The organism is uncultured Turicibacter sp., assembly GCF_938044715.1.
GTDB lineage: Bacteria > Bacillota_I > Bacilli_A > MOL361 > Turicibacteraceae > Turicibacter > Turicibacter sanguinis.
This window is the reverse complement of record NZ_CALIOS010000050.1, coordinates 1-25,564: the sequence shown is the minus strand read 5'-3', so window position 1 is coordinate 25,564 and position 25,564 is coordinate 1. Positions and strand designations below refer to the sequence as shown.

Genomic DNA, 25,564 nt, shown 5'->3' with positions numbered 1-25,564 from the left:
TTTTTCTTATTTTAAACAAAAAAAGTCCTAGAGATTAACTCTAGGACTATAAGATTCAAAGTATAGACTATTCTAAGATATCTACTACTGAACCAGCACCAACTGTACGTCCACCTTCGCGGATTGAGAATTTAGTTCCTTTTTCAACAGCGATAGGAGCGATTAATTCTACAGTCATTGCTACGTTGTCACCTGGCATAACCATTTCTACACCTTCTGGTAATTGGATAACTCCAGTTACGTCAGTTGTACGGAAGTAGAATTGAGGACGGTAGTTTCCGAAGAATGGAGTATGACGTCCACCTTCTTCTTTAGATAATACGTAAACCTCAGAAGTGAATTTTGTATGAGGTTTTACTGATCCTGGTTTAGCTAATACTTGTCCACGTTGAATTTCTTCACGAGAAACACCACGTAATAAAGCTCCGATGTTATCTCCAGCTTCAGCTTGGTCTAATAATTTACGGAACATTTCAACACCTGTTACAGTAGTTGATTTTGTATCATGGTAACCGATGATTTCAACAACGTCACCAACTTTAACTACACCACGTTCAACACGTCCTGTAGCAACTGTACCACGTCCAGTGATTGAGAATACGTCCTCTACTGGCATTAAGAATGGTAAGTCAGTTTGACGAGCTGGAGTTGGGATGTACTCATCTACAGCAGCCATTAATTCGTTGATTTTAGCTTCCCATTCAGGTTGTCCTTGTAATGCTAATAAAGCAGAACCGTGGATTACTGGAACTTCGTCACCTGGGAAATCGTACTCAGATAATAAGTCACGAACTTCCATTTCAACTAATTCTAATAATTCTTCATCGTCTACCATGTCACATTTGTTTAAGAAAACAACTAAACGAGGTACACCAACTTGGCGAGATAATAAGATGTGCTCACGAGTTTGAGGCATTGGTCCGTCAGCAGCAGATACTACTAAGATACCACCGTCCATTTGAGCAGCACCAGTGATCATGTTTTTAACGTAGTCAGCATGTCCTGGGCAGTCAACGTGTGCGTAGTGACGTGCATCTGTTTCATACTCAACGTGTGCAGTTGAGATAGTGATTCCACGTTCACGCTCTTCTGGAGCACCATCGATTTGATCGTAAGCGCGAGCTTCTGCTTTACCTGATTTAGATAATACAGTTGTGATAGCAGCTGTTAATGTAGTTTTACCGTGGTCAACGTGACCGATTGTACCGATGTTAACATGCGGTTTAGTACGTTCGAATTTAGCTTTAGCCATTGCTAATATCCTCCTTTGTAATACATTTTTTGTATTTAACAATTTTTATTTTACAATACCCCTAATAAGAATGCAAGAAATTCTTATTAGAGGTTGTTATATGAATAACATCAATTAACTTAGATTATCCTCTATGTTTTTTGATGACTTCATCAGCGATTGATTTTGGAACTTGTTCATAATGATCCATTTCCATTGAGTAGTTACCACGTCCTTGTGTATTAGAACGTAATGCTGTTGCATATCCGAACATTTCTGATAATGGAACGAATGCGCGAATTACTTGAGCGTTTCCGCGTGCTTCCATACCATCTAAACGTCCACGACGTGAAGTAATATCACCCATTACGTCTCCTAAGTACTCATCTGGGATAACAACTTCAACTTTCATAACTGGCTCTAAAAGAACTGGTTTACATTTTTCATAAGCATTTTTTAATGCCATAGATGCAGCAATTTTGTATGCCATTTCACTTGAATCGACATCATGGTATGATCCATCGAATAAAGTTGCTTTAATATCAACTACTGGGAATCCAGATAATTGACCAGTTTGTAAAGCATCTTTTAATCCAGCGTCAACTGAACCGATGTATTCACGAGGTACAACCCCACCAACAACTGCATCTTTGAATTCGTAACCTGCACCAGCTTCTTGTGGTTCGAATTTAATCCATACGTGTCCGTATTGTCCACGTCCACCTGACTGACGCACGAATTTCCCTTCAACTTCAGCAGCTTGAGTGAATGTTTCACGGTAAGCAACTTGAGGAGCACCTACGTTACATTCAACTTTGAATTCACGACGCATACGGTCAACGATAATGTCTAAGTGTAACTCACCCATACCTGCAATGATAGTTTCTCCAGTTTCCTCATGAGTATGAGTGCGGAAAGTTGGATCCTCTTCAGCAAGTTTTTGTAAAGCGATACCCATTTTATCTTGGTCAGCTTTTGATTTTGGTTCAACAGATAAAGAGATTACTGGTTCTGGGAACACCATAGATTCAAGGATAACCACGTTATCTGGATCACATAAAGTATCTCCAGTTGTAGTATCTTTTAAACCTACTGCAGCAGCGATATCTCCTGCACAGCATTCAGTAATTTCGTTACGGCTGTTGGCATGCATTTGTAATAAACGTCCAACACGTTCACGTTTACCTTTTGTTGAGTTTAATACATAAGTTCCTGAAGATAATACTCCTGAATATACGCGGAAGAATGTTAATTTCCCTACGAATGGGTCAGTCATAACTTTGAATGCTAAAGCCGCAAATGGTTCTTCATCAGCAGCATGACGCTCAACTTCTGTACCATCTTCTAATGTTCCTTTAATTGAAGGAATATCAGTTGGAGCTGGTAAGTAGTCAATTACAGCGTCTAACATTAACTGAACACCTTTATTTTTGAATGCTGAACCACATAATACAGGGAATAATTCAACGTTGATTGTAGCACGACGAATCGCAGCTTTTAATTCTTCGATTGAAATTTCTTCACCTTCTAAGTATTTCATCATTAATTCTTCATCTAAGTTAGAAACAGCTTCAATTAATTGATCACGATACATTTCAGCATCTTCTAAGTGAGCAGCATCGATTTCTCCAACTTGGATATCTGTACCTAAATCATTAGTGTACATATATTGTTTCATTTCAACTAAGTCAATGATACCTTCGAAGTTATCTTCAGCACCGATTGGTAATTGAATTGGAAGAGCATTAGCTCCTAAACGATCGTGTAAAGTTTTTACAGAGTATAAGAAATCTGCACCTGTTTTATCCATTTTATTAACGAATACAACACGTGGAACTCCGTAAGTAGTTGCTTGGCGCCAAACTGTTTCAGTTTGAGGCTCAACCCCTGACTGTGCATCTAATACAGCTACAGCTCCATCTAATACACGTAATGAACGTTCAACTTCTACTGTGAAGTCTACGTGACCTGGTGTATCGATAATATTTACACGGTGACCATTCCAAGCAGCTGTTGTTGCAGCTGAAGTGATTGTAATCCCACGTTCTTGTTCTTGAGCCATCCAGTCCATTTGAGAAGCACCATCGTGAGTTTCTCCAATTTTATGAATACGTCCAGTGTAGTATAAGATACGTTCTGTAGTTGTCGTTTTACCAGCATCGATGTGTGCCATGATACCGATATTACGAGTATGTTCTAAAGAGAATTCTCTTGCCATGTTCGTTACTCCTCTCATAGTTAATATTACACTTTTAGGATTACTGGAAAACCCAGTAATCCTAAAAATTTATTGGTTATCTTACCAACGGTAGTGAGCGAATGCTTTATTTGCTTCAGCCATTTTGTGAGTATCCTCACGTTTTTTAACAGAAGCTCCAGTATTGTTAGCTGCATCGATAATTTCGTTAGCTAAACGTTGTTCCATAGTTTTTTCTCCGCGAGAGCGAGAGTATTGTACTAACCAACGTAACCCTAAAGTGATTCGGCGCTCTGGACGAACCTCAACTGGTACTTGGTAGTTAGCTCCACCGATACGGCGTGCTTTTACCTCTAATACAGGCATGATGTTTTCGATTGCTTCTTCGAATACTTCCATTGGTTCACGACCTGTTTTCTCAGCGATGATATCAAATGCGTTATATAAAATTGTTTGTGCAGTACCTTTTTTACCATCTTGCATGATGTTGTTAATTAAACGAGATACTAATTTAGAATTATAAATTGGATCTGGCAAAACATCACGTTTCGCTACATGTCCTTTACGTGGCATAATTTAGCCTCCCTTCCAGTTTATCCAAAAAAAGTCTTATTATTTTTTAGCTGCTTTTGGTTTTTTTGTTCCGTATTTAGAACGTGATTGCATACGTCCATCTACACCCGTAGCATCTAAAGTACCACGAACGATATGATAACGTACCCCAGGTAAGTCTTTTACACGTCCACCGCGAATTAAAACAACGCTGTGCTCTTGTAATTTGTGTCCAATACCAGGAATGTATGCAGTTACCTCTAAACCATTTGTTAAACGAACACGGGCATATTTACGTAACGCCGAGTTAGGTTTTTTAGGTGTCATAGTAGCAACACGTGTACATACCCCACGTTTTTGTGGAGAGTATAAGTTAGTTTGTTCTTTCTTTAAACTATTGTACCCTACATTTAAATGACGAGATTTAGATTTAGTTTCTTTACTTGTACGTCCTTTACGAACTAATTGGTTAATAGTTGGCATATTAGTCCTCCTCTCATAAACTTAGTCCACTTATCCAGGTGGTTCATTTTAGTTAGAAAAAGTAAGCTTTGCTATCAAAGCAAAACTCACTTTATTTTTTTAAAAGCCTTTATTAATCTAACATTTTTTTTAACTGATGTCAACAGTTCGACGCTGTTTTTTAAATTTTCCTGAGTTATTATAAACCAGAATTATTTATTTTATTCTTCTTCCGCATCAATAAAATCAGTTTCATCAAAATCTAATTCAACTAAATCATCTAAATCTTCTTCAATTAAACTAGCAGGTGATTTTAACGATATATCTTCTAAGTCAAATGCTAAGATATCATCATCTTCATCCTCTACATTTTTATGTACAGGTTGAATATAATCTTCTCTTAAAACTCCCGTTCCAGCAGGAATTAACTTACCGATGATAACATTTTCTTTTAATCCTACTAACTCATCAACCTTACCTTTGATAGCAGCATCTGTTAACACACGAGTTGTTTCCTGGAATGATGCAGCAGATAAGAATGATTCAGTTTCAAGAGATGCTTTGGTGATACCTAAAATTGTTGGAATACCAACTGCTGGACGTTTACCGCGAGCAATTGCTTCACCATTCACACGTGTATAGTGTGTAACATCAATTAAAGATCCTGGTAAGATATCAGTATCTCCACCATCAATTACCTTAACTTTTTTCATCATTTGATGAACCATGATCTCGATATGTTTGTCAGATAATTCTACCCCTTGAGCACGGTATACATTTTGTACCTCTTTTAAAATATAGGCTTGTACTGCCTCAACGTCTTTAACACGTAATAACTCTTTAGGATCAATTGAACCTTCTGTTAACATATCCCCAGCAAAGACATCATCACCTTCAGAAACTAAAGGTTGAACACCGTATGGTAATAAATAGTTACGGCTTTCTAATTTATTCGTTAATGTAATTTCATAACGGTTTTTAGTATTTGCTTTGATTGTTGTAATAGTTCCATCAATCTCTGCAATAATTGCACGTCCTTTTGGATTACGTGCTTCAAATAACTCTTGAATACGAGGTAAACCTTGTGTAATATCGGCACCGGCAACCCCACCTGTATGGAATGTACGCATCGTTAACTGTGTACCTGGTTCACCGATAGACTGAGCTGCCATAATACCTACAGCTTCCCCAACTTCTACTTCTTTACCAGTTGCTAAGTTACGTCCGTAACATTTTTTACATACACCTTTTGTTGCATTACATGAATAAATTGTACGAATATCGATTCCTTCAATACCTGATTCAACAATAACTTTAGCTAAATCATCTGAAATATATTCATTACGATCCATGATTAAAGCACCTGTTTCTGGATGATATACAGGTTTTGCAGTATAACGTCCAACAATACGATCAAATAAAGTCTCAACTGCTTGTCCACGTTGTTTAATTTCTGTAATATATTGTCCTTTATCTGTACCACAATCGTCTTCACGTACAATAACATCTTGTGCTACGTCAACTAAACGACGAGTTAAATAACCTGAATCGGCTGTTTTTAAGGCTGTATCGGCTAATCCTTTACGCGCACCATGGGTAGAGATGAAGAACTCAGTTACTGTTAAACCTTCACGGAATGAAGATTTGATCGGTAACTCGATTGTTTTACCAGATGGGTTGGCCATTAATCCACGCATACCGGCTAACTGTGTAAAGTTCGATGCGTTACCACGGGCTCCAGAATCACTCATCATGTAGATGTGGTTATCTGCTGGTAACTCATTCATTAATACATGTTGAATTTCATCTTTTACTTTTGCCCAAACATCAATAACTAAACGATAACGTTCATCGTCTGTTAATAACCCACGATTATAGAATTCATGAATTTCAGCAACTTTTTTGTCACCTTCTGCTAATAAATCTTTCTTCTTAGAAGATACGACTACGTCAGCAACCCCTACAGAAATTCCAGCAATTGTCGAATACTTGAATCCTAAATCTTTTAAGCGGTCTAACATTCTTGATGTTTCAGTTGTTTTATAGATTCGGAAGACTTCTGAGATAATATCTCCTAAGAATTTTTTCTTAAATGGAGATACAACCTTAACATCTTTTAAATATTCTTTAATATTTGTCCCTTTATCAACAAAGTACTTAGCTGGCGTAACTGTTTGTAAGTTTGACATTGTTGGTTCATTTAAGAACGGGAATGTTTTAGGTAAAATACCATTGAAAATAACTTTTCCTAAAGTTGTAACAATATACTTATTATTTTGTTCTTCAGTAAATGTCATATTATTTAAAGTGCGTGCATCTAATGCAATACGTGAATGTAATGTTACATATCCATTTGCATATGCCATCATTAATTCATTTGTATCTTTATAGATGTTTCCTTCACCGATAGCACCTTCTTCTTCCATCGTTAAATAATAGTTTCCTAATACCATATCCTGAGATGGTGTAACAACTGGTTTCCCATCTTTCGGGTTTAAGATATTATTAGCAGCTAACATTAACAAACGGGCTTCTGCTTGTGCTTCTTGTGATAAAGGAACGTGAACCGCCATCTGGTCACCATCGAAATCGGCATTGAATGCTGTCGTTACAAGAGGGTGAAGACGGATTGCGCGTCCTTCAACAATTTTAGGTTCGAATGCCTGAATACCTAAACGGTGTAATGTTGGGGCACGGTTTAACAATACTGGGTGTTCACGAATTACATCTTCTACAACATCCCATAAAGCATCATCCATACGCTCAATCATTTTTTTAGCACTTTTAATATTTTGAGCTAAATCACGTTCAACTAATTCTTTCATTACGAATGGTTTGAATAATTCAAGTGCCATTTCTTTTGGTAATCCACATTGATACATCTTTAAGTCTGGTCCTACAACGATTACGGAACGTCCAGAGTAGTCAACACGTTTACCTAATAAGTTTTGACGGAAACGTCCTTGTTTACCTTTTAGCATATGAGATAATGATTTTAATGGACGATTACCTGGTCCTGTAACTGGACGACCACGACGACCATTATCCACTAAAGCATCAACTGCTTCTTGGATCATACGTTTTTCATTATTAATGATAATGTTAGGAGCACCAATTTCTAAATAACGAATTAAACGGTTATTACGGTTGATTACACGACGATATAAATCATTTAAATCTGATGTCGCGAAACGACCACCATCTAATTGAACCATTGGACGTAATTCAGGTGGAATTACCGGTAAAACATCTAAAATCATCCATTCTGGTTTGTTTCCAGAATTTCTAAATGACTCAACGACATCTAAACGTTTGATAATTTTACCACGTTTTTGTCCTTGTGCAATTTTTAATTCTGCACGTAATTCTTTCGCTAATTTATCTAAATCAATAGCCTCTAATAATTTTTTAATGGCTTCAGCACCCATACCAACTTGGAATGCATTTCCCCACTTTTCATATGCTTCACGGTATTCTTTTTCAGTTAATACTTTTTGTTTAACTAAATCAGTTTTACCTGAATCAATTACAACATAATTTACAAAGTAAATAACTTCTTCAAGTTCGCGTGGTGACATATTTAATAATAGTCCCATACGACTTGGAATACCTTTTACATACCAAATATGAGCAACAGGAGCCGCAAGCTCAATGTGTCCCATACGCTCGCGACGAACTTTTGCTACTGTTACTTCAACTCCGCAACGATCACAAACAATACCTTCATGACGTATACGTTTATATTTTCCACAAGCACACTCACAATCCTTTGTTGGACCGAAGATACGCTCACAGAACAAACCATCTTTTTCAGGTTTTAGTGTACGATAGTTAATTGTCTCTGATTTTTTCACTTCACCATAAGACCATTTGCGAATTATATCAGAAGAAGCTAAACCGATTTTCATATACTGAAATTTGTTAACATCTACCAAGGTCATTCCCTCCTTGCGTCTAAATTATTCTTCAACACTTTCTGGAACAACGATTTGATGCGTTTTTACGTTCTCCAAATCGCGGATTTCAATTTCATCTTTTTCGTTCGATAAAATTTTAACATCCAATCCTAATGACTGTAATTCTTTTACTAATACTCTGAATGATTCAGGGATACCTGGTTCTGGAACATTTTCACCACGAACGATAGCTTCGTAAGTTTTAACACGTCCAGTAATATCATCTGACTTAACAGTTAAAATTTCTTGTAATGTGTATGCAGCACCGTATGCTTCTAGCGCCCATACCTCCATCTCTCCGAAACGTTGTCCACCGAATTGAGCTTTACCTCCAAGTGGCTGTTGAGTTACTAATGAGTAAGGTCCAATTGAACGGGCATGTAATTTATCATCAACCATGTGAGCAAGTTTGATCATGTACATTACCCCAACTGAAATTCGATTATCAAATTTTTCACCTGTACGTCCATCGTATAGTACAGTTTTAGCATCTTTATCCATTCCAGCCTCAGCAATGATTGCTTCTAAATCTTCAGTTTTAACACCATCGAATACTGGCGTTGCAACATGAATTCCTAACTTTTTAGCAGCCATTCCTAAGTGAATTTCTAAGATCTGACCGATATTCATACGTGATGGTACCCCTAATGGATTTAACATGATATCCACTGGTGTTCCATCTGGCATATATGGCATATCTTCTTGAGGTAAGATTTTAGAGATAACCCCTTTATTACCATGGCGTCCCGCCATTTTATCTCCCTCAGAAATTTTACGTTTTTGTACGATATAAATACGGATAACTTCATTAACACCCGGTGATAAATCATCTCCATTACGACGAGAGAAATATTTAACATCATGGACAATTCCATCTCCACCATGTGGTACACGTAATGAAGTATCGCGAACCTCACGTGCTTTTTCACCGAAGATTGCATGTAATAGACGCTCTTCAGCAGTTAATTCTGTTTGACCTTTAGCCGTAACTTTACCAACTAAAATATCATCTTCCTTAACTTCAGCACCGATTCGAATAATTCCACGATCATCTAAGTTTTTAAGAGCATCTTCTCCAACACCTGGGATGTCACGAGTAATTTCCTCTGGACCTAACTTTGTATCACGAGCTTCTAATTCGTATTCTTCGATATGAATTGAAGTATAAACATCATCTTTAACTAAACGTTCACTCATGATGATAGCATCCTCGTAGTTATAACCATTCCATGTCATGAATGCTACGACTACGTTACGTCCTAAAGCTAATTCTCCGCTTTCCATCGATGAACTATCTGCTAATACTTCTCCAGCATTAATATGATCACCTAATTTTACAATTGGGCGTTGATTTAATACTGTACTTGAGTTTGAACGAACAAACTTAATTAACGGATATTTATCAATTTGGCCATCAGCATCACGGCGTAATTTAATAACTTTTGAATCTACATATTCAACAGTCCCACTGTTATATGCTACTACTGCTTGACCTGAGTCTTTCGCCGCAACATATTCCATACCTGTACCTACGAATGGAGCTTCAGGAATTAATAATGGAATAGCCTGACGTTGCATGTTCGCTCCCATTAATGCACGGTTGGCATCATCGTGCTCTAAGAATGGAATACAAGCTGTGGCAACTGATACAATCTGTTTTGGAGATACGTCTACGAAGTCTACACGTTCAGCTGGAACGATTAAGTTTTCACCACGATGACGAACGATAACTTTCTCTGGTAAGTTTCCTTTTTCATCTAAATCTAAACCAGCTTGAGCAACTACATAACGATCTTCCTCATCAGCAGTTAAATAACGAATTTCATCTGTAACATGCATTTTTGGTTGTTTAGTTTCTTCATCAATAACTGGAACCACCTTACGATATGGGGTTTCAATGAATCCAAACTTATTAACTTTTGCATATGATGATAATGAGTTAATTAATCCGATGTTTGGTCCCTCTGGTGTCTCGATTGGACACATACGACCATAGTGAGAGTAGTGAACGTCACGTACTTCCATACCAGCACGTTCACGTGTTAACCCTCCAGGTCCTAACGCAGATAAACGACGTTTATGCGTTAACTCTGATAATGGGTTAGTTTGATCCATGAACTGTGATAACTGTGAACTACCGAAGAATTCTTTAATAGCTGCAGTAACTGGACGAATATTAATTAAACTTGAAGGTGTAATTCCTTCAGTTTCTTGAATAGACATTCTTTCTTTTACAACACGTTCCATACGTGATAAACCGATACGGAATTGGTTTTGTAATAATTCACCTACTAGACGTAAACGGCGATTTCCTAAATGATCGATATCATCTAAGTATCCAACTGAGTCTAATAAGTTGAAGAAGTAGCTAATTGAAGCGAAGATATCTGAAGTTGTGATATGCTTACATTCATCTTCAACATTTCCGATAATTCTTACAACTTGATCTCCTTCATTTACTCGTGGAGAGTAAACTTCGAATTCTTGTACGTAAGTTTCGCGTTCTTCTAAAGGATTAACTAATTCTACTTTTTTAATATTTAAACGATCAATTTTATCAGCTAATACATCTTCAAAAATACGACGAGTAATCACTGTACCTTCTTCAACTAAAACCTCACCAGTTTCAGAGTCAAAGATATCACTAGCTAATTTTTGATTTAATAAGCGCTCTTGTGCACTTAATTTTTTATTAAATTTATAACGTCCAACATGAGCTAAGTCGTAGCGTTTAGGATCAAAGAAACGCGAAACAAATAAAGTGCGCGCACCATCAATTGTCGCATGTTCCCCTTGACGAAGTTTTTGGAAGATTTCCATTAAAGCTTCATCTGAATTTACTGTTTGATCTTTTTCTAAAGTATTTAGAATATATGCATTTTCACCAAACATTTCAATAATTTGTTCTTTTGTTGAAAGTCCTAAAGCACGTAATAATACTGTAATTGGAATTTTACGTGTTCTATCGACACGAACATAAACGATATCTTTTGCATCAAGTTCATACTCTAACCATGCACCACGATTAGGGATTACTTGTGCAGCATATTTTTCTTTACCGCTCTTTTTATCAGTTTCTTTATTATAATAAACACCTGATGAACGAACTAATTGTGATACGATTACACGTTCAGAACCATTGATAACAAATGTTCCTGTTGGAGTCATCAAAGGGAAGTCCCCCATGTATACTTCGCTTTCCTTCACTTCTTTAATTGCCTGTGTCTCTTCGTCTTTAATATGTAAACGAACTTTGACACGTAAAGGGGCAGCATAGTTAGCATCGCGTTCTTTTGCTTCTAAAACAGTATATTTCGGTTCACCTAAGTTATAATCTACGAATTCAAGCGCTAGATTACCATTGTTATCTTCAATTGGAGAAATGTCTTTAAACATTTCACGAATACCTTGATCAAGGAACCACTGATAAGAAGCAGTTTGAATTTCAATTAAGTTAGGGAGTTCGAGTGCAACATTAATTCTTGAGTAATTACGACGTTGTCTCTTTTTACCATATTGAACAATTTTCCCTGCCACGCGTTTCACCTCTTTGTTTGTTTATGTAAACTTTTGTTGTTTTATTAATTCAACACCTAATGTATTAGACTTAGCACATGTAAAATACAAGCAGTATTAGGCATTTTATAATAATATCAAATTTTTTCAATAGTGTCAACAATTAATAGATTTTAAGATAAAATACCCTTTATCTCTATCAACCATTTCACAATTTCCGTACACTTGTTCCATCTTTTCTTTAGCGGATGGAGCGCCTTGCTTTTTTTGAATGACAATCCACAGTTCACCATTCTCAACCAAATATTCCTTAGCTTCTTCAATTATTGCATGAACAACTTTTTTACCTGCCCTGATTGGGGGATTAGATAAAATAGCAGCAAATCTGTCATCCACACCCTCATAGCAATGACTTTCATAAATCATCACATTTTCAACACCGTTATTCATCGCATTTTTTTTAGCTAATTCTAATGCTCTTTGGTTTACATCAACCATATGAACATTTCTATTTGGATAACTTTTAGCTAAACTCAAACCGATAGGTCCATAACCACAGCCAACATCTAAAATATTTCCGCTTATCTCAGGCTCAGCAAATGTTTCCACTAAAAGTCTAGAACCAAAGTCAACGTCTCCTTTTGAAAAAACTCCAACATCTGTTGTAAATCTTAATTTATGACCTTTTAAAACATAGTCAAAGAATTTTTCATCAGATCGAGCATTAACATTGTTTGTATAATAATGCATGATCACAACCCCTTTTGATTTTACCTAAAAATTAGAGAATATGAACATTTTTACATGCTCTATTATTGCCATGTTGAGTCAAATTATTACAATATACTTTTATGAAATAAAAACCTGAGCGAATTTTCACTCAGGTTTTTATTATATTTAAGCAAAACTAGCGTTTAAAGTTAATTATTTAACTTCAACAACAGCTCCAGCTTCTTCTAATTTAGCTTTTAATTCTTCAGCTTCTTCTGGAGAAACTTTTTCTTTGATTTTTGCAGGAGTTCCGTCAACTAATTCTTTAGCTTCTTTTAATCCTAATCCAGTGATTTCACGAACTACTTTGATAACACCGATTTTTTTAGCTCCAGCGTTTGTTAAGATTACGTCTACTTCAGAAGGTCCAGCAGCTTCTACAGCTCCACCAACCATTGCTACAGGAGCAGCAGCAGTTACACCAAATTCTTCTTCGATAGCTTTAACTAATTCGTTTAATTCTAAAACTGACATTTCTTTGATCGCTTCGATCATTTCAGCAGCAGTTAATTTTGCCATTTTATTTTCCTCCTTCAAATTCAGGGTATACCTGTTGAATTAATTTTTATTTAAAATTATTCAGCAGTAGCCTCTTCAGCCACTTCAGTTGTTTCAGCAGCAGCCTCAGCTACAGGTGCCTCAACACCAGCTTCTTTTTGTTCAGAAACAGCTTTAACAACACATGCCATATTGCGCATTGGAGCTTGTAATACAGAAAGTAACATAGATAATAAACCTTCGCGGTTTGGTAACTTAGCTAATTCCATAACTTGCTCTAACGTAGCAACAGAACCTTCGATTAAACCAGCTTTTAATTCTAAAGCTTGGTGTTCTTTCGAGAAGTTGTATAATACGCGTGCAGGTGCAACAACGTCTTCTTTTGAGTAAGCAACAGCAGTTGGACCAACGAATGCTTCAGATAAACCTTCGAATCCAGCTTCAGTTACAGCACGACGAGAGATATTGTTTTTTAATACTTTGAATTCAACACCTTCAGCACGTAATTGTTTACGTAATTCAGTAACTTCAGATACAGTTAACCCACGGTAATCAACAACAACTAAAGAAGCTGATTCTTTGAATTGACCTGCATACTCAGCAACTAATTGTGATTTCATTTCAATTGCAGTAGCGCTCATTATTCACACCTCCTAAGTTTAATTATACGTCCGTAGAAAAGCCCTTGAGCCCACAATCTATTAAGTTCGTGGACAGAAGGGCATAACTAAGGCATGAAAATAAATAAATTATATATATCCAAAACCTCGGTAGGATGATTAAGCATAAGCCCCTACTGTCTACGGTAATTCTATTCGATTATCAATGAGAAAAATTATTTTTCTAATGATTCAGATGCAACTTTGATACCAGGTCCCATTGTTGAAGAAATAGCAACATTCTTAACATAAGTTCCTTTAGCTGCAGATGGTTTAGCTTTTAAGATTGTATCATAGATTGCTTTGAAGTTTCCAACTAATTTTTCGTTTTCAAATGAAACTTTACCAATTGGAACGTGGATATTTCCAGCTTTATCAACGCGGTATTCTACTTTACCAGCTTTGATTTCATTGATTGCTTTAGTAACGTCCATAGTTACAGTTCCAGTTTTAGGGTTTGGCATTAAACCACGTGGTCCTAAAACGCGTCCTAATTTACCTACTTCAGCCATCATATCTGGTGTAGCTACTACTACATCAAACTCCATCCAACCTTGTTGGATTTTGTTGATCATATCGCTATCTCCTACGAAATCTGCTCCAGCTGCTTCAGCTTCTTTAGCTTTTTCACCTTTAGCGAATACTAATACTGAGCGAACTTTACCAGTTCCGTGAGGTAATACCATAGCTCCACGAATTTGTTGATCCGCTTTACGTGGGTCAACTCCTAAACGGAATGCTACATCTACAGTTGCATCGAATTTAGCAACATTAGTTTTTTTAACTAATTCTACAGCTTCTTCTACAGCATATAATGTAGTAGAATCAACTAGTTTTTTGGCTTCGATGAATTTTTTACCTTTTTTAGCCATTCTAAATACCTCCTAAATTGTGGTTAACGGAATCTCCTCCCACAGATTTAGGTTGTAATCTACAACCTAAAACATGTAGATTAGTCTTCTACAACGATTCCCATTTGTCTTGCAGAACCTTCAATAATACGCATTGCAGCTTCCACTGTATTCGCATTTAAGTCAGACATTTTAGTCTCAGCAATTGTGCGAATTTGATCTTTTGTTAAAGTAGCAACTTTTACCTTATGAGGTTGAGCTGAACCACTTGTGATTCCAGCAGCTTTCTTTAATAAGTCTGATGCTGGTGGAGTTTTTGTAATGAATGTAAATGAACGATCTTCATAAACTGTGATTACTACTGGAATAATACTTCCCATTTGTTCACGTGTACGCTCATTAAATTCTTGACAGAATCCTTGAATGTTCGCACCTGCTTGCCCTAATGCTGGACCTACTGGTGGAGCTGGATTTGCTTTTCCTGCAGGAATTTGTAATTTTACAATACTTTTTACTGCTTTTGCCACGCGACACACCTCCTCTAAGTCCGTGATGTGGTTATTTGGGTTTTTTACCCTCCCACTTGATATGAGTCTCATATCAACTACGATAGTTTATCACCTTTTTTTACTTTAGGCAACATTTTTTTTATTCAACTTCACAAATTTGATTAAAATCTAATTCTACTGGAGTTTCACGTCCGAATAGGTCAACCAATACGCTGACTTTGCTATGTTCTTGGTCAATTGACTCAATTGTTCCAACTTGTCCAGAAAATGGTCCAGCTGCTACTAATACACGTTGACCAACTTGAATATCAAGCGATACTTCCACACTTGTAATTCCCATTTTCTTAAGAATCGGCACAACTTCTTCCGTTGGTAATGGTACTGGGCGAGTTCCTTTTCCACTTGATCCTAAGAATCCAGTTACTCCTGGAGTATTACGAACCATATACCAAGAATCATCTGTATCAATCATTTCAACTAATACATAACCTGGGAAAGTTTTGCGCATTTTTTCTTTGCGAACACCATCTTTAATTTTTACTTCTTTTTCTTCCGGAATTAATACACGGAAGATTTTTTCTTGCATATTCATTGTCTCGATACGTTTTAATAAGTTAGTCATAACTTTATTTTCGTATCCAGCATACGTTTGTACAACATACCAACGTTTTTCCACTATCATGACCTCCTACCCTAGTAAATTCATTACTTGGGAAATTACTAAGTCAACTACAAAGAAGAATACTGTTAGTAATGCGACGAATACTAGTACTTGAAAAGTATAACTTTTCATCTCTTTTTCAGTTGGCCAAGTAATCTTCTTTAATTCTGCAGATACACCTTTAAAAAACCCTTTAACTTGATTCATTAAACTGCCCCCTAGTAGATTATTTTGTTTCCTTATGCATTGTATGTTTTCCACAGCGTTTGCAGAATTTTTTAACTACAAGACGCTCGCTGTGTGTTTGTTTATTCTTAACTGTTGAATAGTTGCGACTTAGGCATTCATCACAAGCTAATATTACTTTTGTACGCATTTTATCCCTCACAACTTTTTATATCTTAACTTAATCTACTCTATCAAAAAGAAGCTTCATTGTCAATAAAGCTAGAAACTTTCACCAATAGAGGAATTCATTTTATTTAAATTCTTTAATTTACTTTTACACCGGCTTAAAGCATTATCAATTTTCTTAGGGGACAGGTTTAATATTATAGCAATCTCATTATAATTATGACCTAATAAGAAGTATTTCAAACATTGTTTCTCAAATGGCGACAATATTTTATCACTATTCATTGCCATTTCAATAATTAACTTTTCGTTTAAATACGTATATTCACTATCATAGTGATAATATCCTGGAGTTTCTAATGTGGAAACTAACGGATGCTCATCATAATCCGTTAGTTGGTCAAGACCAGATGTTCGTTTTAATCTTCGGTAGCTTGTCGTAATCGCATTTCTTACACAAGTCATTGCATAGGAATAAAAACTGTAGTTTGAATTTTCATCAAAAGAATAGATTGCTTTTATAAATGCCATACGGCCTTCTTGAAAAAAATCTTGATAGTCATATCCAATTCCATAATAAGAAGATGCAATTTTTCCGATCAAAGGTGAGTATTTTTCTATGATGATGTGAAGCGCCTCTTCGTTTTGCTCACGTACTAAATACACTAACTCATAATCGTTATATTCTACCGTCACATTATACCTCCAGTATAGTTATTATTTTATAGGATTGCGCTTGTTATAAATTTCATACATCAATAAAGCTGCTGCAACTGATGCATTTAATGAAGTAACATGTCCACGCATTGGTAAGTAAACTTTAAAATCACAAGCTTCACGAACTAATCGACTCATTCCTTTTCCCTCGCTACCAATTACAAGACCTAATGGTAATGTAGCATCTAAAGTACGATAGTCTTGAGCTTCACTTGCATCTGTCCCAGCAATCCAGAGTCCCGCTTCTTTTAATTGATTAATAGCAACCGTTAAGTTTGCAACACATGCAACTGGAATATGTTCGATTGCTCCCGTTGATAACTTAGCTACTGTACTTGTTAATCCAACTGAACGATCTTTTCGAATAACAATTCCATCCACTCCCGCTGCATCAGCAGTACGTAAGATTGCACCTAAGTTATGTGGATCTTCTAATCCATCTAGAATGATGATGAAAGCTGGTTCTTCCTTTTGAGTTGCCTTTGCAATTAAATCAGGTAATGGCATATAAGCATAAGGTTCAACAAGTGCTAATACACCTTGATGATTTCCACGTGCATCATATTTATCCTTTGCTAATTGTTCGAATTTTTGACGAGGTAACACTTTGCAAGGAATTTGTTTTTTCTCGATTGTCGCCATCAATCCTCTTTCCGCTTTTGCTACTGTGTCTGCTACAATCACTTCAAAAACTTTACGTTTTGATTCTAATACTTCATTGACTGTATTTTTTCCATAAATGACTTCGTATTTACTTTCTTTTTTGTTTTCGCGACGGCTATCTTTTTTTACTTCACGTTTTTTGTCTTTTTTAACTTCTTTTTTCGCCATTAGTTTGTCACTCCATTTTTATATTCAATACTTTTGCTCACAATTGCATCTAAACGATCAAATTGTTCTGTTAAATATAAGTATCCAATTAAAGCCTCGAATGCTGTACTATGAGCATATGTTAAGACATCTGTGTTTTTAGGTACGGAACGACTTTTCGTGTTACGTCCTTTTTTCACTACTTCTAATTCTTTCTCTGTTAAAAATTCTATTTCAATTAAATATGCTAATGTAGTGGCTTGAGCATGTGCTGATACATATTTAACTGCCAATTGGTGAAGTCTGTTTGGTTTATTAACCCCACTCTTGCATAACATTTCTCGAATTTTTAAGTCATAATATGAATCACCGACAAATGCCAGCATCGTACTATTCATCTGATTTGCTTCCATTATTTCACGCGCCTTCTTTGATATCGTCATTATTATACACTACTTTTTTATCTTTTAACGAAAAAGCAATAAAACGGACTTGTTTTCTTGAATTCGCCTCAGTTTGACACTATTCTATCACTTTTTACCCTAAAAAAGTTTCAATTTTAAGATGGTTTTCCTAAAACTCATTTTTTAAAATAAAAAAGACTCCACTGATTTTGGAGTCTAATTTATCATATCTTATTTTATAAAACATTTAAAGCCTGTAATTTTCCACGTAATTCATCTGCTTTAGCAAAGTCTTTTGCTTTTCTTGCCTCTTCCCAAGCTTGCATTAATTCACGTTCTTCATCTGTTAAACGTTTTTTGTTTAAATCAAATCCGAAAATATAAGTCATATTTTGTAATGTCATTAAAGCATAGCGGTTTGCTTCATCTGATGCTTTCGCACGAACCATTTTATTAATTTCTTTAATCACACCATATAAACTTGCAATAGCATTTGCGGTATTGAAGTCATCTTCTAAAGCTTCAACAAACTGGTTCATTAGAGCTTCAATTTCAGGAACTACTGATGGTTCTACATCAAGTGCACCAGCTAAATCAAGTTTTAAATGTAATTGATCATAAGTCGATTTTACTTTTTGCCATTCTTTAACTGCTAATTGGATGTTTTCTTCAGTGTAGTTAATTGGTTGACGATAATGAACTGATAACATAAATAAACGGAAGGCATTAGCATCGATTTGTTCAATTAAATCTTTAACATTGATAACATTTCCGATTGATTTACTCATTTTCTCATTATTTAATCCTAAACGTCCAACATGCATCCAATAGTTTGCGATGTTGTGTTCATACATACATAATGATTGAGCAATTTCATTTTCATGATGAGGGAATTGTAAATCAGTTCCACCTCCATGGATATCAATTTTTCCATGGAATTGGTTATTAATCATCACAACGCATTCTGTATGCCAACCAGGACGCCCTGCACCCCAAGGTGAATCCCATGTAATTCCTTTATCTGTTTTTTTCCATAAAACGAAGTCTAAAGGATTTTCTTTTTTAGAGTCTTCTGCAATACGAGCTCCAACTTCTAATTCATCGATTTTCTTACCTGATAATTGTCCGTATTCACGAACTTTATCAATACGGAAGTAAACGTCTCCATCAACTGCATAAGCAAAATCACGCTCAACTAATTGGTTAATAAATTCAATCATTGAATCCATACTTTCTGTTACTTTTGGCATTGCTGTTAATGGTAAAGCATTTAATGCTTTATTACATTCTAAAAAGTAGTTTAAATATTTTTCAGAAATTTGTGCTTCTGTCACACCTTCTTCAATCGCACGGTTAATGATTTTATCATCAACATCTGTTACGTTTGAAACAAATTCTACTTCGTATCCTAAATATTTAAAATAGCGATGTACTAAATCGAAAAACAGAACAGGACGTGCATTTCCGATATGAATATAGTTGTAAACAGTTGGTCCACAAATATACATTCTCACTTTGTTTTCTTCAATCGGTCTAAATTCTTCTTTCTCACGCGTATACGTATTATAAATTAGCATCGTGAGTCCAACTCCTATCTTTTTCTTGATGTTATTTTCATTTTAATATATTTCGCTAAAATTATCTAGTTTGTATACTCAATCTCATAACCTGATTCGATTAATTTTTGAATGACGCGTTCTTTATGAGCAGCGTCTAACGTTTCAATAACGACCGTCACTCCTAATTGATACATTGATAATCCTTCACGATATCTATTTTGTCGAATCATAATAAGATTACCGAGTTCCTCTGCGATTGTATCTAAGAAAGCATTCAACTCACCAGGACGATCTGCAATTGAAACTTGAATTTTTGTTCGACGTCCAAGAGACATCATAGCATGATTAATAATACTTTCAATAAGATTAGTATCGATATTTCCTCCGGACAGAACGGCACCGACTTTCTTACCTTTAAGGTCTAGCTGATTTGAAAGAATTGCAGCAACACAAACTGCTCCTGCACCTTCACACACCAAGTTACAGTTTTCAAGCAATAATAAGAAAGCCTGCGAAATTTGAGTTTCAGATACTGTGATAACTTCATCAACGTATTGCTGAATTAATGGGAACGTAACATCACCTGGGGTTGCGACTGCAATTCCATCTGCAATCGATTTAGTAACCTTCACTGTGCCAATTTTCCCGTCTTTAATTGATTGATACATCGATGGGGCATTTTCTGTTTGAACTCCAATGACTTTAGTATTTGGATTTAATGTTTTAATAGCCATTGCAATTCCTGCTGCAATTCCACCTCCGCCGATTGGAACTAACACGACATCTAAATCTGGTTGTTCTTCAATCATTTCAAGACCAATTGTTCCTTGCCCTGCAATAACGTAAGGGTCATTAAATGGGTGAACAAATGTTGCTCCAGTTGCTTCTTTAATTTCTAATGCTTTTTGATATGCCTCGTCGTAGATTTCTCCTTCTAAAACCACTTCACCACCATAATTGCGAGTAGCAAAGATTTTAGCAAACGGTGCACTCCTTGGCATGACAATGGTCGATTTGATGCCAAGTTTCGTTGCACTAATTGCAACACCTTGTGCGTGATTCCCAGCACTTGATGCAACAACACCACATTGTTTTTCTTCATCACTTAAATGAAGCATCTTATTATAAGCACCTCGGATTTTAAATGATCCTGATTGCTGAAGATTTTCTAATTTTAAATACACTTCTGCTCCACTACGCTCACTTAATGATTCTGCAAAACAGAAATCTGTTTCTTTAATAACTCCTTTTAAGTTTTGTGCTGCTTCTTTTATCATTTCAAACGTTACAGTATTCACGATAGGTCCCCTCCGCTACAGCATTCATTATTTCGTTTTTTCCTTCATTTTATAGTCTTATTCTATCACACAAACTCATGCATCATAACTCTTAAAACCATTATATGGATATGGTATAATAAAAATGATGAATAAATTCTTAATTTTAAACGGACACTCTTAAGGATGCTCGTAAACTGATGAGGAGGAACTACTAATGAATATTATTGCAACAGATAATGCTCCAAAAGCCATTGGACCTTATTCTCAAGCTATTGAAGCAAATGGAACACTTTATATTTCAGGACAAATCCCATTAGACCCACAAACAATGGAGTTTGTATCTGATGAAATCGAAGCTCAAACTCACCAATGTTTAAAAAATATTCAAGCTATTTTAACTGAAGCGGGATATACATTAGAAAATGTCGTAAAATGTGGAATTTTCTTAGCTGATATGAATGATTTTTCTGCAGTAAATGCGGTATACGGAGAATACTTCTCAGCCCACAAACCAGCACGAGCTTGTGTACAAGTAGCCCGTTTACCACGCGATGCTAAAATCGAAATTGAAGCAATTGCAGTTAAATAATAACTAAAAAATCTCTAGTGCTGAACTAGAGATTTTTTGTTTGATTATCAATATAAATTTGCAAAGCTTTATTTGCTCTAATTAATAGTTTAAAAACAAGTACCCAAAACCAGATGATTAAAGCAAAAACAGATACGATAATTAAGAACTGTCCAAACATACTTAGCTCTCCCCTCTTAGTAGATACTATGCCAATCATTATTCTTTTATTTCAACCAAATGTTCTGGCACCTGTGGTAAATTCATGATGCGTTCTTTTAAAAACAATGGATAAATATTTAGATGTTTAATTTTTTCTAAAGGTAGCCATAGGAAAGATAGTTTTTTATATCCACCTTCATTCATGATAAACTCCTGACCTCTTTTTAAAATGTCTTCCTCTGTTAACTGAAGCAAGTAGTACATTCCAATTTCATGAAATTGTTCTTGGCTTTGTTGCTCGACGAAGAAATTTTCAACGATCCATAGTAATTGAGTCGCTTCAACCTCCACGTCCAATTCTTCTTTTATTTCTCGTTTAATAGCCATAGTACTTTCCTCATTCATCGACACTCTCCCACCTGGTAAATAATAATAGGGTGAGCGTTCATCGGTCATGACAAGCAGCCGATTCTCATGAATTAATACGCCAGCCACATGGTAGTTAAAGCGTCCAACATCCGTTTGAAAAGTTACATCCATTTTAATCCCCCTTTTCTAATAAATACAATACCCGATATTTATACATAATCCTAGTCTATTTATCAAATTCTAAACTATACGATTTATTTGGAGTGTGAACAAATGAGTAAGAAATTAGAATTTTATAAATGGCTTGTTTTACTATCATGTTTTTTAATTATGGGTGTTGCATTTAGTATTGTTAATAATATTACGACATTATTTTTAGATCCCGTCACCAAAGACTTAGGATTCTCACTCTCATCCTTTTCATTCATTTTTACGATAGGTGCAATCACGACCTCACTAATGTCTCCAATTATCGGAAAACTACTAACAAAACTTCCACTTAAACTCATTATGAGTATCGGAGCTATTTTAACCGGCAGTGGATTTTTCTGTTATTCTCTCGCTACAAAAATTTGGATGTTCTATTGCATTGCCATTATTGTCGGAATAGGGCTAACCTGTTTAACTACCATTCCGATTGCTACAACACTAACACACTGGTTTAAGGATAAAAAAGGATTAGCATTAGGAATTTCAACGGCAGGAGCGGGAACAGGGTCTTTTATATGGATGCAGGTGGTTTCAAGGTTACTGATCAGTAAAGGATACACCTTCACCTATGCTATTCTTGGCATTATCATTATTGTAGTTTGTCTACCGCTAGCACTCTTCATTATGAGGATGCCACCAGATACAACCATTAAAGCTAAAAAGAAAGAAAAATTTTCATATAAAGATATTCAGTGGAGTCCACGGCTAATTTTATTTATAGTCGGTCTCTTCTTACTCGGGATGTGTATTTCAGGAACTAAGATGCATATTCAATCATATTTAATTTATCTAGGCCATCCACTTCCGTTTAATGCAAATGTCGGTTCAACTCAAGCACTTTTCGCATTAATGTGGAGTTTAATCGGAGGATATATTTTTGATAAAGTAAAATTAACTAAATCAATTATTCTATTAGTCTCAATGGCTCTTATCGGTTATGTCTGTTTACTTTTAGGAACCATTCCATCACTCCTTTTTGTTTTCGCCGCTCTGTTTGGTATTTGTTTATGTTTACCCTCTTTAGTCCCTACCTATGGAACAAGCGCTTTATTTGGACAAGAACATTACGCCATGTATCTAGGAGTGATTAATATGATTTTCACACTCGGTGGAGCATTAGGTCCTGTTATTACAGGATTTATTGTTGATTATTTCAATTATAGTGTAGTTTGGACCCTCTATTTTTTTATTACTATTATCTATCTTCTTTTAATCTTACTCGCCTTAAAATCAAAAAAAACCTCAGATTAATTCTGAGGTTTTAATATTTCATTAGATGAATTTTGCAATACGTCCAACAACTGTTTCTTTACCTAATAAAGCTAATGCTTTTGGTAAATCTGGACCGTGCATTTGCCCAGTTGTTGCAATACGGCAAGGCATGAATAACATTTTACCTTTTGCTCCCGCTGCTTTTCCAGCTGCTTTAATTGCGGCTTGGATTCCTTCAGCATTGAAATCTTCTAATGCTTCTAATTCTGTTTTGAATGCTTTTAACGTTTCAGATACACCATCTTGTGCAATGAAAGCTTGTGCTTCTTCGTCTAATTCTAATTCTTCTGAGAAGAATTCATCATATAAATCAACAATCTCAGCACCATATGACAAGCGATCATGGAATAATGAGATTAATTCCATTGCCCATGCTGTTGTTTTTCCTTCTAAAATTCCCTCTTCAACTAAGTGAGGCATACATAATTCTAATAACTCTTCATCTTCTAATGCTTTGATGTAGCGGTTATTAATGTATGATAATTTATTTTTATCGAATGTAGATGGTGATTTAGATAAACGTTTTTCATCAAATAATTCAATTAATTGTTCATGCGATAAAATCTCTTCTTCAATTGCAGGAGACCATCCTAATAATGCAATGAAGTTAAATAATGCTTCTGGTAAATATCCCATGTTAGCATATTGTTCAATGAATTGAACTGTATCTTTGTCACGTTTTGATAATTTCTTACCATTTTCGTTAACGATTAATGTCATATGACCAAATTGAGGAATATCCCATCCAAAAGCACGATAAACCATCATTTGTTTTGGAGTATTTGTTAAATGCTCTTCACCACGGAAAACATGAGTAATTTTCATTAAGTGATCATCCACAACTACTGCAAAGTTATACGTTGGGATTCCGTTACTTTTCATGATAACCCAATCACCAAAATCTTCTGATTTAAAAGTAACCTCTCCACGAACGATATCATTGAATGTGTATTCTTCATTTTCAGGAACTTTAATACGAACCACGTATTCTCCACGTGCTTCTAATTCTTTCTTTTCTTCTTCTGTTGCATTTAAACAACGACGAGAATAATGGATATTATCATGACCATGAGTAGATAAAGCTTCGCGTTCTGCCTCAAGTTCTTCACTTGTACAATAGCATTTATAAGCTAATCCTTTTTCGATTAATTCTTCTACATATTGACGATAAATATCTAAACGTTCTAATTGACGGTATGGGCCATATTCTCCACCACAATCAACAGACTCATCCCATTCAATTCCTAACCAACGTAAAAAGTTCATTTGAGACTCTTCTCCACCTTCAACGTTGCGCTCTAAGTCAGTATCTTCAATACGTAAAATAAAATCTCCACCGTAATGTTTCGCAAATAAATAATTGTATAATGCTGAACGAGCATTTCCGATATGTAAAAATCCTGTTGGACTTGGTGCATAACGAACACGAACTGTCATAAATATTGCCTCCTATTTAAACATAATAACTGTACTATTGTTATTCTTTTCATATTATATACGATTGAAACAAAATATTAAAGATTATTAAAAAAAATTGCGCCCAAGACACTGATTTTACCATGATTCTAAGTCATTAAAGAATAGATTTATGATATGATGAATCTACCGGAGGGGATGAGATGCAAATATATGTAATGCCAGATTGGATTAATTTAACGTTACAAATACTATCGACTATTGTTCTAATTGCAATCGTTTGGCTTGTTATTAAATCTTTACGAAAACGATGAATCTAAAAAAAGATTCACTTTTTGGTAAATGTATTACAACATTTAATATTATTTTATCTAATTAGGTGAAAGGAGAAGGGAATGTTACCTATGAAAACAATATCTACAATGAAAAGAGGAATTATATGAGATCTGAAGTGATTCCGTTTTAAAATTAAAACTGTGGATAACTAAAAAGCACCTCATTAGCGAGGTGCTTTTTGCTTTATAAATCCTGAATTATATAATTAAGTCAGACAACTGGTAAACGTATTTAATGGTAATAA

Annotated in this window: 24 protein-coding genes and 1 other annotated feature; of the genes, 2 read left to right on the top strand and 22 right to left on the bottom strand. The window is 35.5% G+C overall.

Translation table 11 applies throughout. The annotated features are described in order from the left end of the window. Window positions 1–67: 67 nt before the first annotated feature. The 19 genes from tuf to ilvA all read right to left on the bottom strand — a co-directional run bounded on the left by tuf (window position 68) and on the right by ilvA (window position 21,005). Complete coding sequence (gene tuf / locus QWC74_RS05015; protein ID WP_006784428.1) at window positions 68–1,252, bottom strand: elongation factor Tu; 1,185 nt, start codon at window positions 1,250–1,252, stop codon at window positions 68–70. Between the two features lie 124 nt (window positions 1,253–1,376). After that, a complete protein-coding gene (gene fusA / locus QWC74_RS05010) occupies window positions 1,377–3,449 on the bottom strand; it encodes an elongation factor G (RefSeq protein ID WP_006784427.1) in 2,073 nt (690 codons plus the stop codon). Window positions 3,450–3,530: 81 nt separating this feature from the next. Continuing rightward, a complete protein-coding gene (gene rpsG, locus QWC74_RS05005) occupies window positions 3,531–4,001 on the bottom strand; it encodes a 30S ribosomal protein S7 (RefSeq protein ID WP_006784426.1) in 471 nt (156 codons plus the stop codon). 39 nt (window positions 4,002–4,040) lie between these two features. Further along, the gene (gene rpsL / locus QWC74_RS05000; RefSeq protein WP_006784425.1) at window positions 4,041–4,463 is read right to left on the bottom strand and encodes a 30S ribosomal protein S12; all 423 of its coding nucleotides are present in this window, start codon (window positions 4,461–4,463) and stop codon (window positions 4,041–4,043) included. Between the two features lie 200 nt (window positions 4,464–4,663). Then, window positions 4,664–8,383, bottom strand: coding sequence for a DNA-directed RNA polymerase subunit beta' (gene rpoC / locus QWC74_RS04995; RefSeq protein ID WP_370454869.1), 3,720 nt, complete (start codon window positions 8,381–8,383; stop codon window positions 4,664–4,666). An 18-nt stretch (window positions 8,384–8,401) separates the two neighbouring features. Further along, window positions 8,402–11,944, bottom strand: a complete 3,543-nt coding sequence (rpoB, locus tag QWC74_RS04990; RefSeq protein WP_262941873.1) for a DNA-directed RNA polymerase subunit beta — start codon at window positions 11,942–11,944, stop codon at window positions 8,402–8,404. Between the two features lie 126 nt (window positions 11,945–12,070). Next, the gene (locus QWC74_RS04985) at window positions 12,071–12,664 is read right to left on the bottom strand and encodes a class I SAM-dependent methyltransferase (RefSeq protein WP_006784422.1); all 594 of its coding nucleotides are present in this window, start codon (window positions 12,662–12,664) and stop codon (window positions 12,071–12,073) included. Between the two features lie 174 nt (window positions 12,665–12,838). Then, the gene (gene rplL / locus QWC74_RS04980; protein WP_006784421.1) at window positions 12,839–13,204 is read right to left on the bottom strand and encodes a 50S ribosomal protein L7/L12; all 366 of its coding nucleotides are present in this window, start codon (window positions 13,202–13,204) and stop codon (window positions 12,839–12,841) included. A 56-nt stretch (window positions 13,205–13,260) separates the two neighbouring features. Further along, window positions 13,261–13,824 (bottom strand): 50S ribosomal protein L10, encoded by a 564-nt coding sequence (gene rplJ / locus QWC74_RS04975; protein ID WP_006784420.1) that lies wholly within the window; start codon window positions 13,822–13,824, stop codon window positions 13,261–13,263. 25 nt (window positions 13,825–13,849) lie between these two features. Next, window positions 13,850–14,007, bottom strand: a sequence feature (ribosomal protein L10 leader region). An 11-nt stretch (window positions 14,008–14,018) separates the two neighbouring features. Then, window positions 14,019–14,714 carry a 50S ribosomal protein L1 gene (gene rplA, locus QWC74_RS04970; RefSeq protein WP_006784419.1) on the bottom strand — a complete coding sequence of 232 codons (696 nt, stop codon included), beginning with the start codon at window positions 14,712–14,714 and terminating at the stop codon, window positions 14,019–14,021. Between the two features lie 80 nt (window positions 14,715–14,794). Further along, entirely contained in the window at window positions 14,795–15,220 is a 426-nt protein-coding gene (rplK, locus tag QWC74_RS04965) for a 50S ribosomal protein L11 (protein ID WP_006784418.1), read from the bottom strand. 121 nt (window positions 15,221–15,341) lie between these two features. Then, window positions 15,342–15,878: a transcription termination/antitermination protein NusG gene (gene nusG / locus QWC74_RS04960; RefSeq protein WP_006784417.1), complete on the bottom strand. Its 537-nt coding sequence runs from the start codon at window positions 15,876–15,878 to the stop codon at window positions 15,342–15,344. A 12-nt stretch (window positions 15,879–15,890) separates the two neighbouring features. Further along, window positions 15,891–16,070, bottom strand: coding sequence for a preprotein translocase subunit SecE (secE, locus tag QWC74_RS04955; RefSeq protein ID WP_006784416.1), 180 nt, complete (start codon window positions 16,068–16,070; stop codon window positions 15,891–15,893). Window positions 16,071–16,089: 19 nt separating this feature from the next. After that, window positions 16,090–16,239, bottom strand: coding sequence for a 50S ribosomal protein L33 (gene rpmG, locus QWC74_RS04950; protein ID WP_081448230.1), 150 nt, complete (start codon window positions 16,237–16,239; stop codon window positions 16,090–16,092). A 71-nt stretch (window positions 16,240–16,310) separates the two neighbouring features. Then, the gene (locus tag QWC74_RS04945; protein WP_006784415.1) at window positions 16,311–16,913 is read right to left on the bottom strand and encodes a sigma-70 family RNA polymerase sigma factor; all 603 of its coding nucleotides are present in this window, start codon (window positions 16,911–16,913) and stop codon (window positions 16,311–16,313) included. A gap of 21 nt (window positions 16,914–16,934) precedes the next feature. Then, window positions 16,935–17,765 carry a 23S rRNA (guanosine(2251)-2'-O)-methyltransferase RlmB gene (rlmB, locus tag QWC74_RS04940; RefSeq protein WP_006784414.1) on the bottom strand — a complete coding sequence of 277 codons (831 nt, stop codon included), beginning with the start codon at window positions 17,763–17,765 and terminating at the stop codon, window positions 16,935–16,937. Further along, window positions 17,765–18,187, bottom strand: coding sequence for a Mini-ribonuclease 3 (locus tag QWC74_RS04935; protein ID WP_229098574.1), 423 nt, complete (start codon window positions 18,185–18,187; stop codon window positions 17,765–17,767). Before QWC74_RS04935 ends, rlmB begins: the two co-directional genes overlap by 1 nt. A gap of 197 nt (window positions 18,188–18,384) precedes the next feature. After that, entirely contained in the window at window positions 18,385–19,725 is a 1,341-nt protein-coding gene (gene cysS / locus QWC74_RS04930; RefSeq protein WP_006784412.1) for a cysteine--tRNA ligase, read from the bottom strand. 65 nt (window positions 19,726–19,790) lie between these two features. Next, window positions 19,791–21,005 (bottom strand): threonine ammonia-lyase, encoded by a 1,215-nt coding sequence (gene ilvA / locus QWC74_RS04925; RefSeq protein WP_006784411.1) that lies wholly within the window; start codon window positions 21,003–21,005, stop codon window positions 19,791–19,793. Window positions 21,006–21,201: 196 nt separating this feature from the next. Here ilvA and QWC74_RS04920 point away from each other — a divergent pair, with 196 nt between their 5' ends. Continuing rightward, on the top strand, window positions 21,202–21,576 hold the full coding sequence (locus tag QWC74_RS04920; protein WP_006784410.1) for a RidA family protein: 375 nt from the start codon (window positions 21,202–21,204) through the stop codon (window positions 21,574–21,576). A gap of 25 nt (window positions 21,577–21,601) precedes the next feature. Here the strand turns inward: QWC74_RS04920 and QWC74_RS04915 are convergent, their stop codons facing one another. Next, on the bottom strand, window positions 21,602–21,736 hold the full coding sequence (locus QWC74_RS04915; protein WP_006784409.1) for a hypothetical protein: 135 nt from the start codon (window positions 21,734–21,736) through the stop codon (window positions 21,602–21,604). Window positions 21,737–21,774: 38 nt separating this feature from the next. Next, window positions 21,775–22,257, bottom strand: coding sequence for an NUDIX hydrolase (locus tag QWC74_RS04910; protein WP_006784408.1), 483 nt, complete (start codon window positions 22,255–22,257; stop codon window positions 21,775–21,777). 102 nt (window positions 22,258–22,359) lie between these two features. Here QWC74_RS04910 and QWC74_RS04905 point away from each other — a divergent pair, with 102 nt between their 5' ends. Beyond that, window positions 22,360–23,547 (top strand): MFS transporter, encoded by a 1,188-nt coding sequence (locus QWC74_RS04905; RefSeq protein ID WP_006784407.1) that lies wholly within the window; start codon window positions 22,360–22,362, stop codon window positions 23,545–23,547. Window positions 23,548–23,568: 21 nt separating this feature from the next. Here the strand turns inward: QWC74_RS04905 and gltX are convergent, their stop codons facing one another. Continuing rightward, window positions 23,569–25,005, bottom strand: coding sequence for a glutamate--tRNA ligase (gene gltX / locus QWC74_RS04900; RefSeq protein WP_006784406.1), 1,437 nt, complete (start codon window positions 25,003–25,005; stop codon window positions 23,569–23,571). Window positions 25,006–25,564: the final 559 nt, after the last annotated feature.

Coding starts and splice junctions, on each gene's coding strand:
- QWC74_RS04935 (WP_229098574.1), bottom strand. CDS start 18,187: ATGACGATATCAAAGAAGGCGCGTGAAATAATGGAAGCAAATCAGATG.
- tuf (WP_006784428.1), bottom strand. CDS start 1,252: ATGGCTAAAGCTAAATTCGAACGTACTAAACCGCATGTTAACATCGGT.
- rpmG (WP_081448230.1), bottom strand. CDS start 16,239: ATGCGTACAAAAGTAATATTAGCTTGTGATGAATGCCTAAGTCGCAAC.
- QWC74_RS04920 (WP_006784410.1), top strand. CDS start 21,202: ATGAATATTATTGCAACAGATAATGCTCCAAAAGCCATTGGACCTTAT.
- rpsL (WP_006784425.1), bottom strand. CDS start 4,463: ATGCCAACTATTAACCAATTAGTTCGTAAAGGACGTACAAGTAAAGAA.
- QWC74_RS04915 (WP_006784409.1), bottom strand. CDS start 21,736: ATGTTTGGACAGTTCTTAATTATCGTATCTGTTTTTGCTTTAATCATC.
- rpsG (WP_006784426.1), bottom strand. CDS start 4,001: ATGCCACGTAAAGGACATGTAGCGAAACGTGATGTTTTGCCAGATCCA.
- QWC74_RS04905 (WP_006784407.1), top strand. CDS start 22,360: ATGAGTAAGAAATTAGAATTTTATAAATGGCTTGTTTTACTATCATGT.
- QWC74_RS04985 (WP_006784422.1), bottom strand. CDS start 12,664: ATGCATTATTATACAAACAATGTTAATGCTCGATCTGATGAAAAATTC.
- secE (WP_006784416.1), bottom strand. CDS start 16,070: ATGAATCAAGTTAAAGGGTTTTTTAAAGGTGTATCTGCAGAATTAAAG.
- rlmB (WP_006784414.1), bottom strand. CDS start 17,765: ATGGCGAAAAAAGAAGTTAAAAAAGACAAAAAACGTGAAGTAAAAAAA.
- cysS (WP_006784412.1), bottom strand. CDS start 19,725: ATGCTAATTTATAATACGTATACGCGTGAGAAAGAAGAATTTAGACCG.
- QWC74_RS04910 (WP_006784408.1), bottom strand. CDS start 22,257: ATGGATGTAACTTTTCAAACGGATGTTGGACGCTTTAACTACCATGTG.
- gltX (WP_006784406.1), bottom strand. CDS start 25,005: ATGACAGTTCGTGTTCGTTATGCACCAAGTCCAACAGGATTTTTACAT.
- rpoC (WP_370454869.1), bottom strand. CDS start 8,383: ATGACCTTGGTAGATGTTAACAAATTTCAGTATATGAAAATCGGTTTA.
- rplJ (WP_006784420.1), bottom strand. CDS start 13,824: ATGAGCGCTACTGCAATTGAAATGAAATCACAATTAGTTGCTGAGTAT.
- rplA (WP_006784419.1), bottom strand. CDS start 14,714: ATGGCTAAAAAAGGTAAAAAATTCATCGAAGCCAAAAAACTAGTTGAT.
- rplL (WP_006784421.1), bottom strand. CDS start 13,204: ATGGCAAAATTAACTGCTGCTGAAATGATCGAAGCGATCAAAGAAATG.
- fusA (WP_006784427.1), bottom strand. CDS start 3,449: ATGGCAAGAGAATTCTCTTTAGAACATACTCGTAATATCGGTATCATG.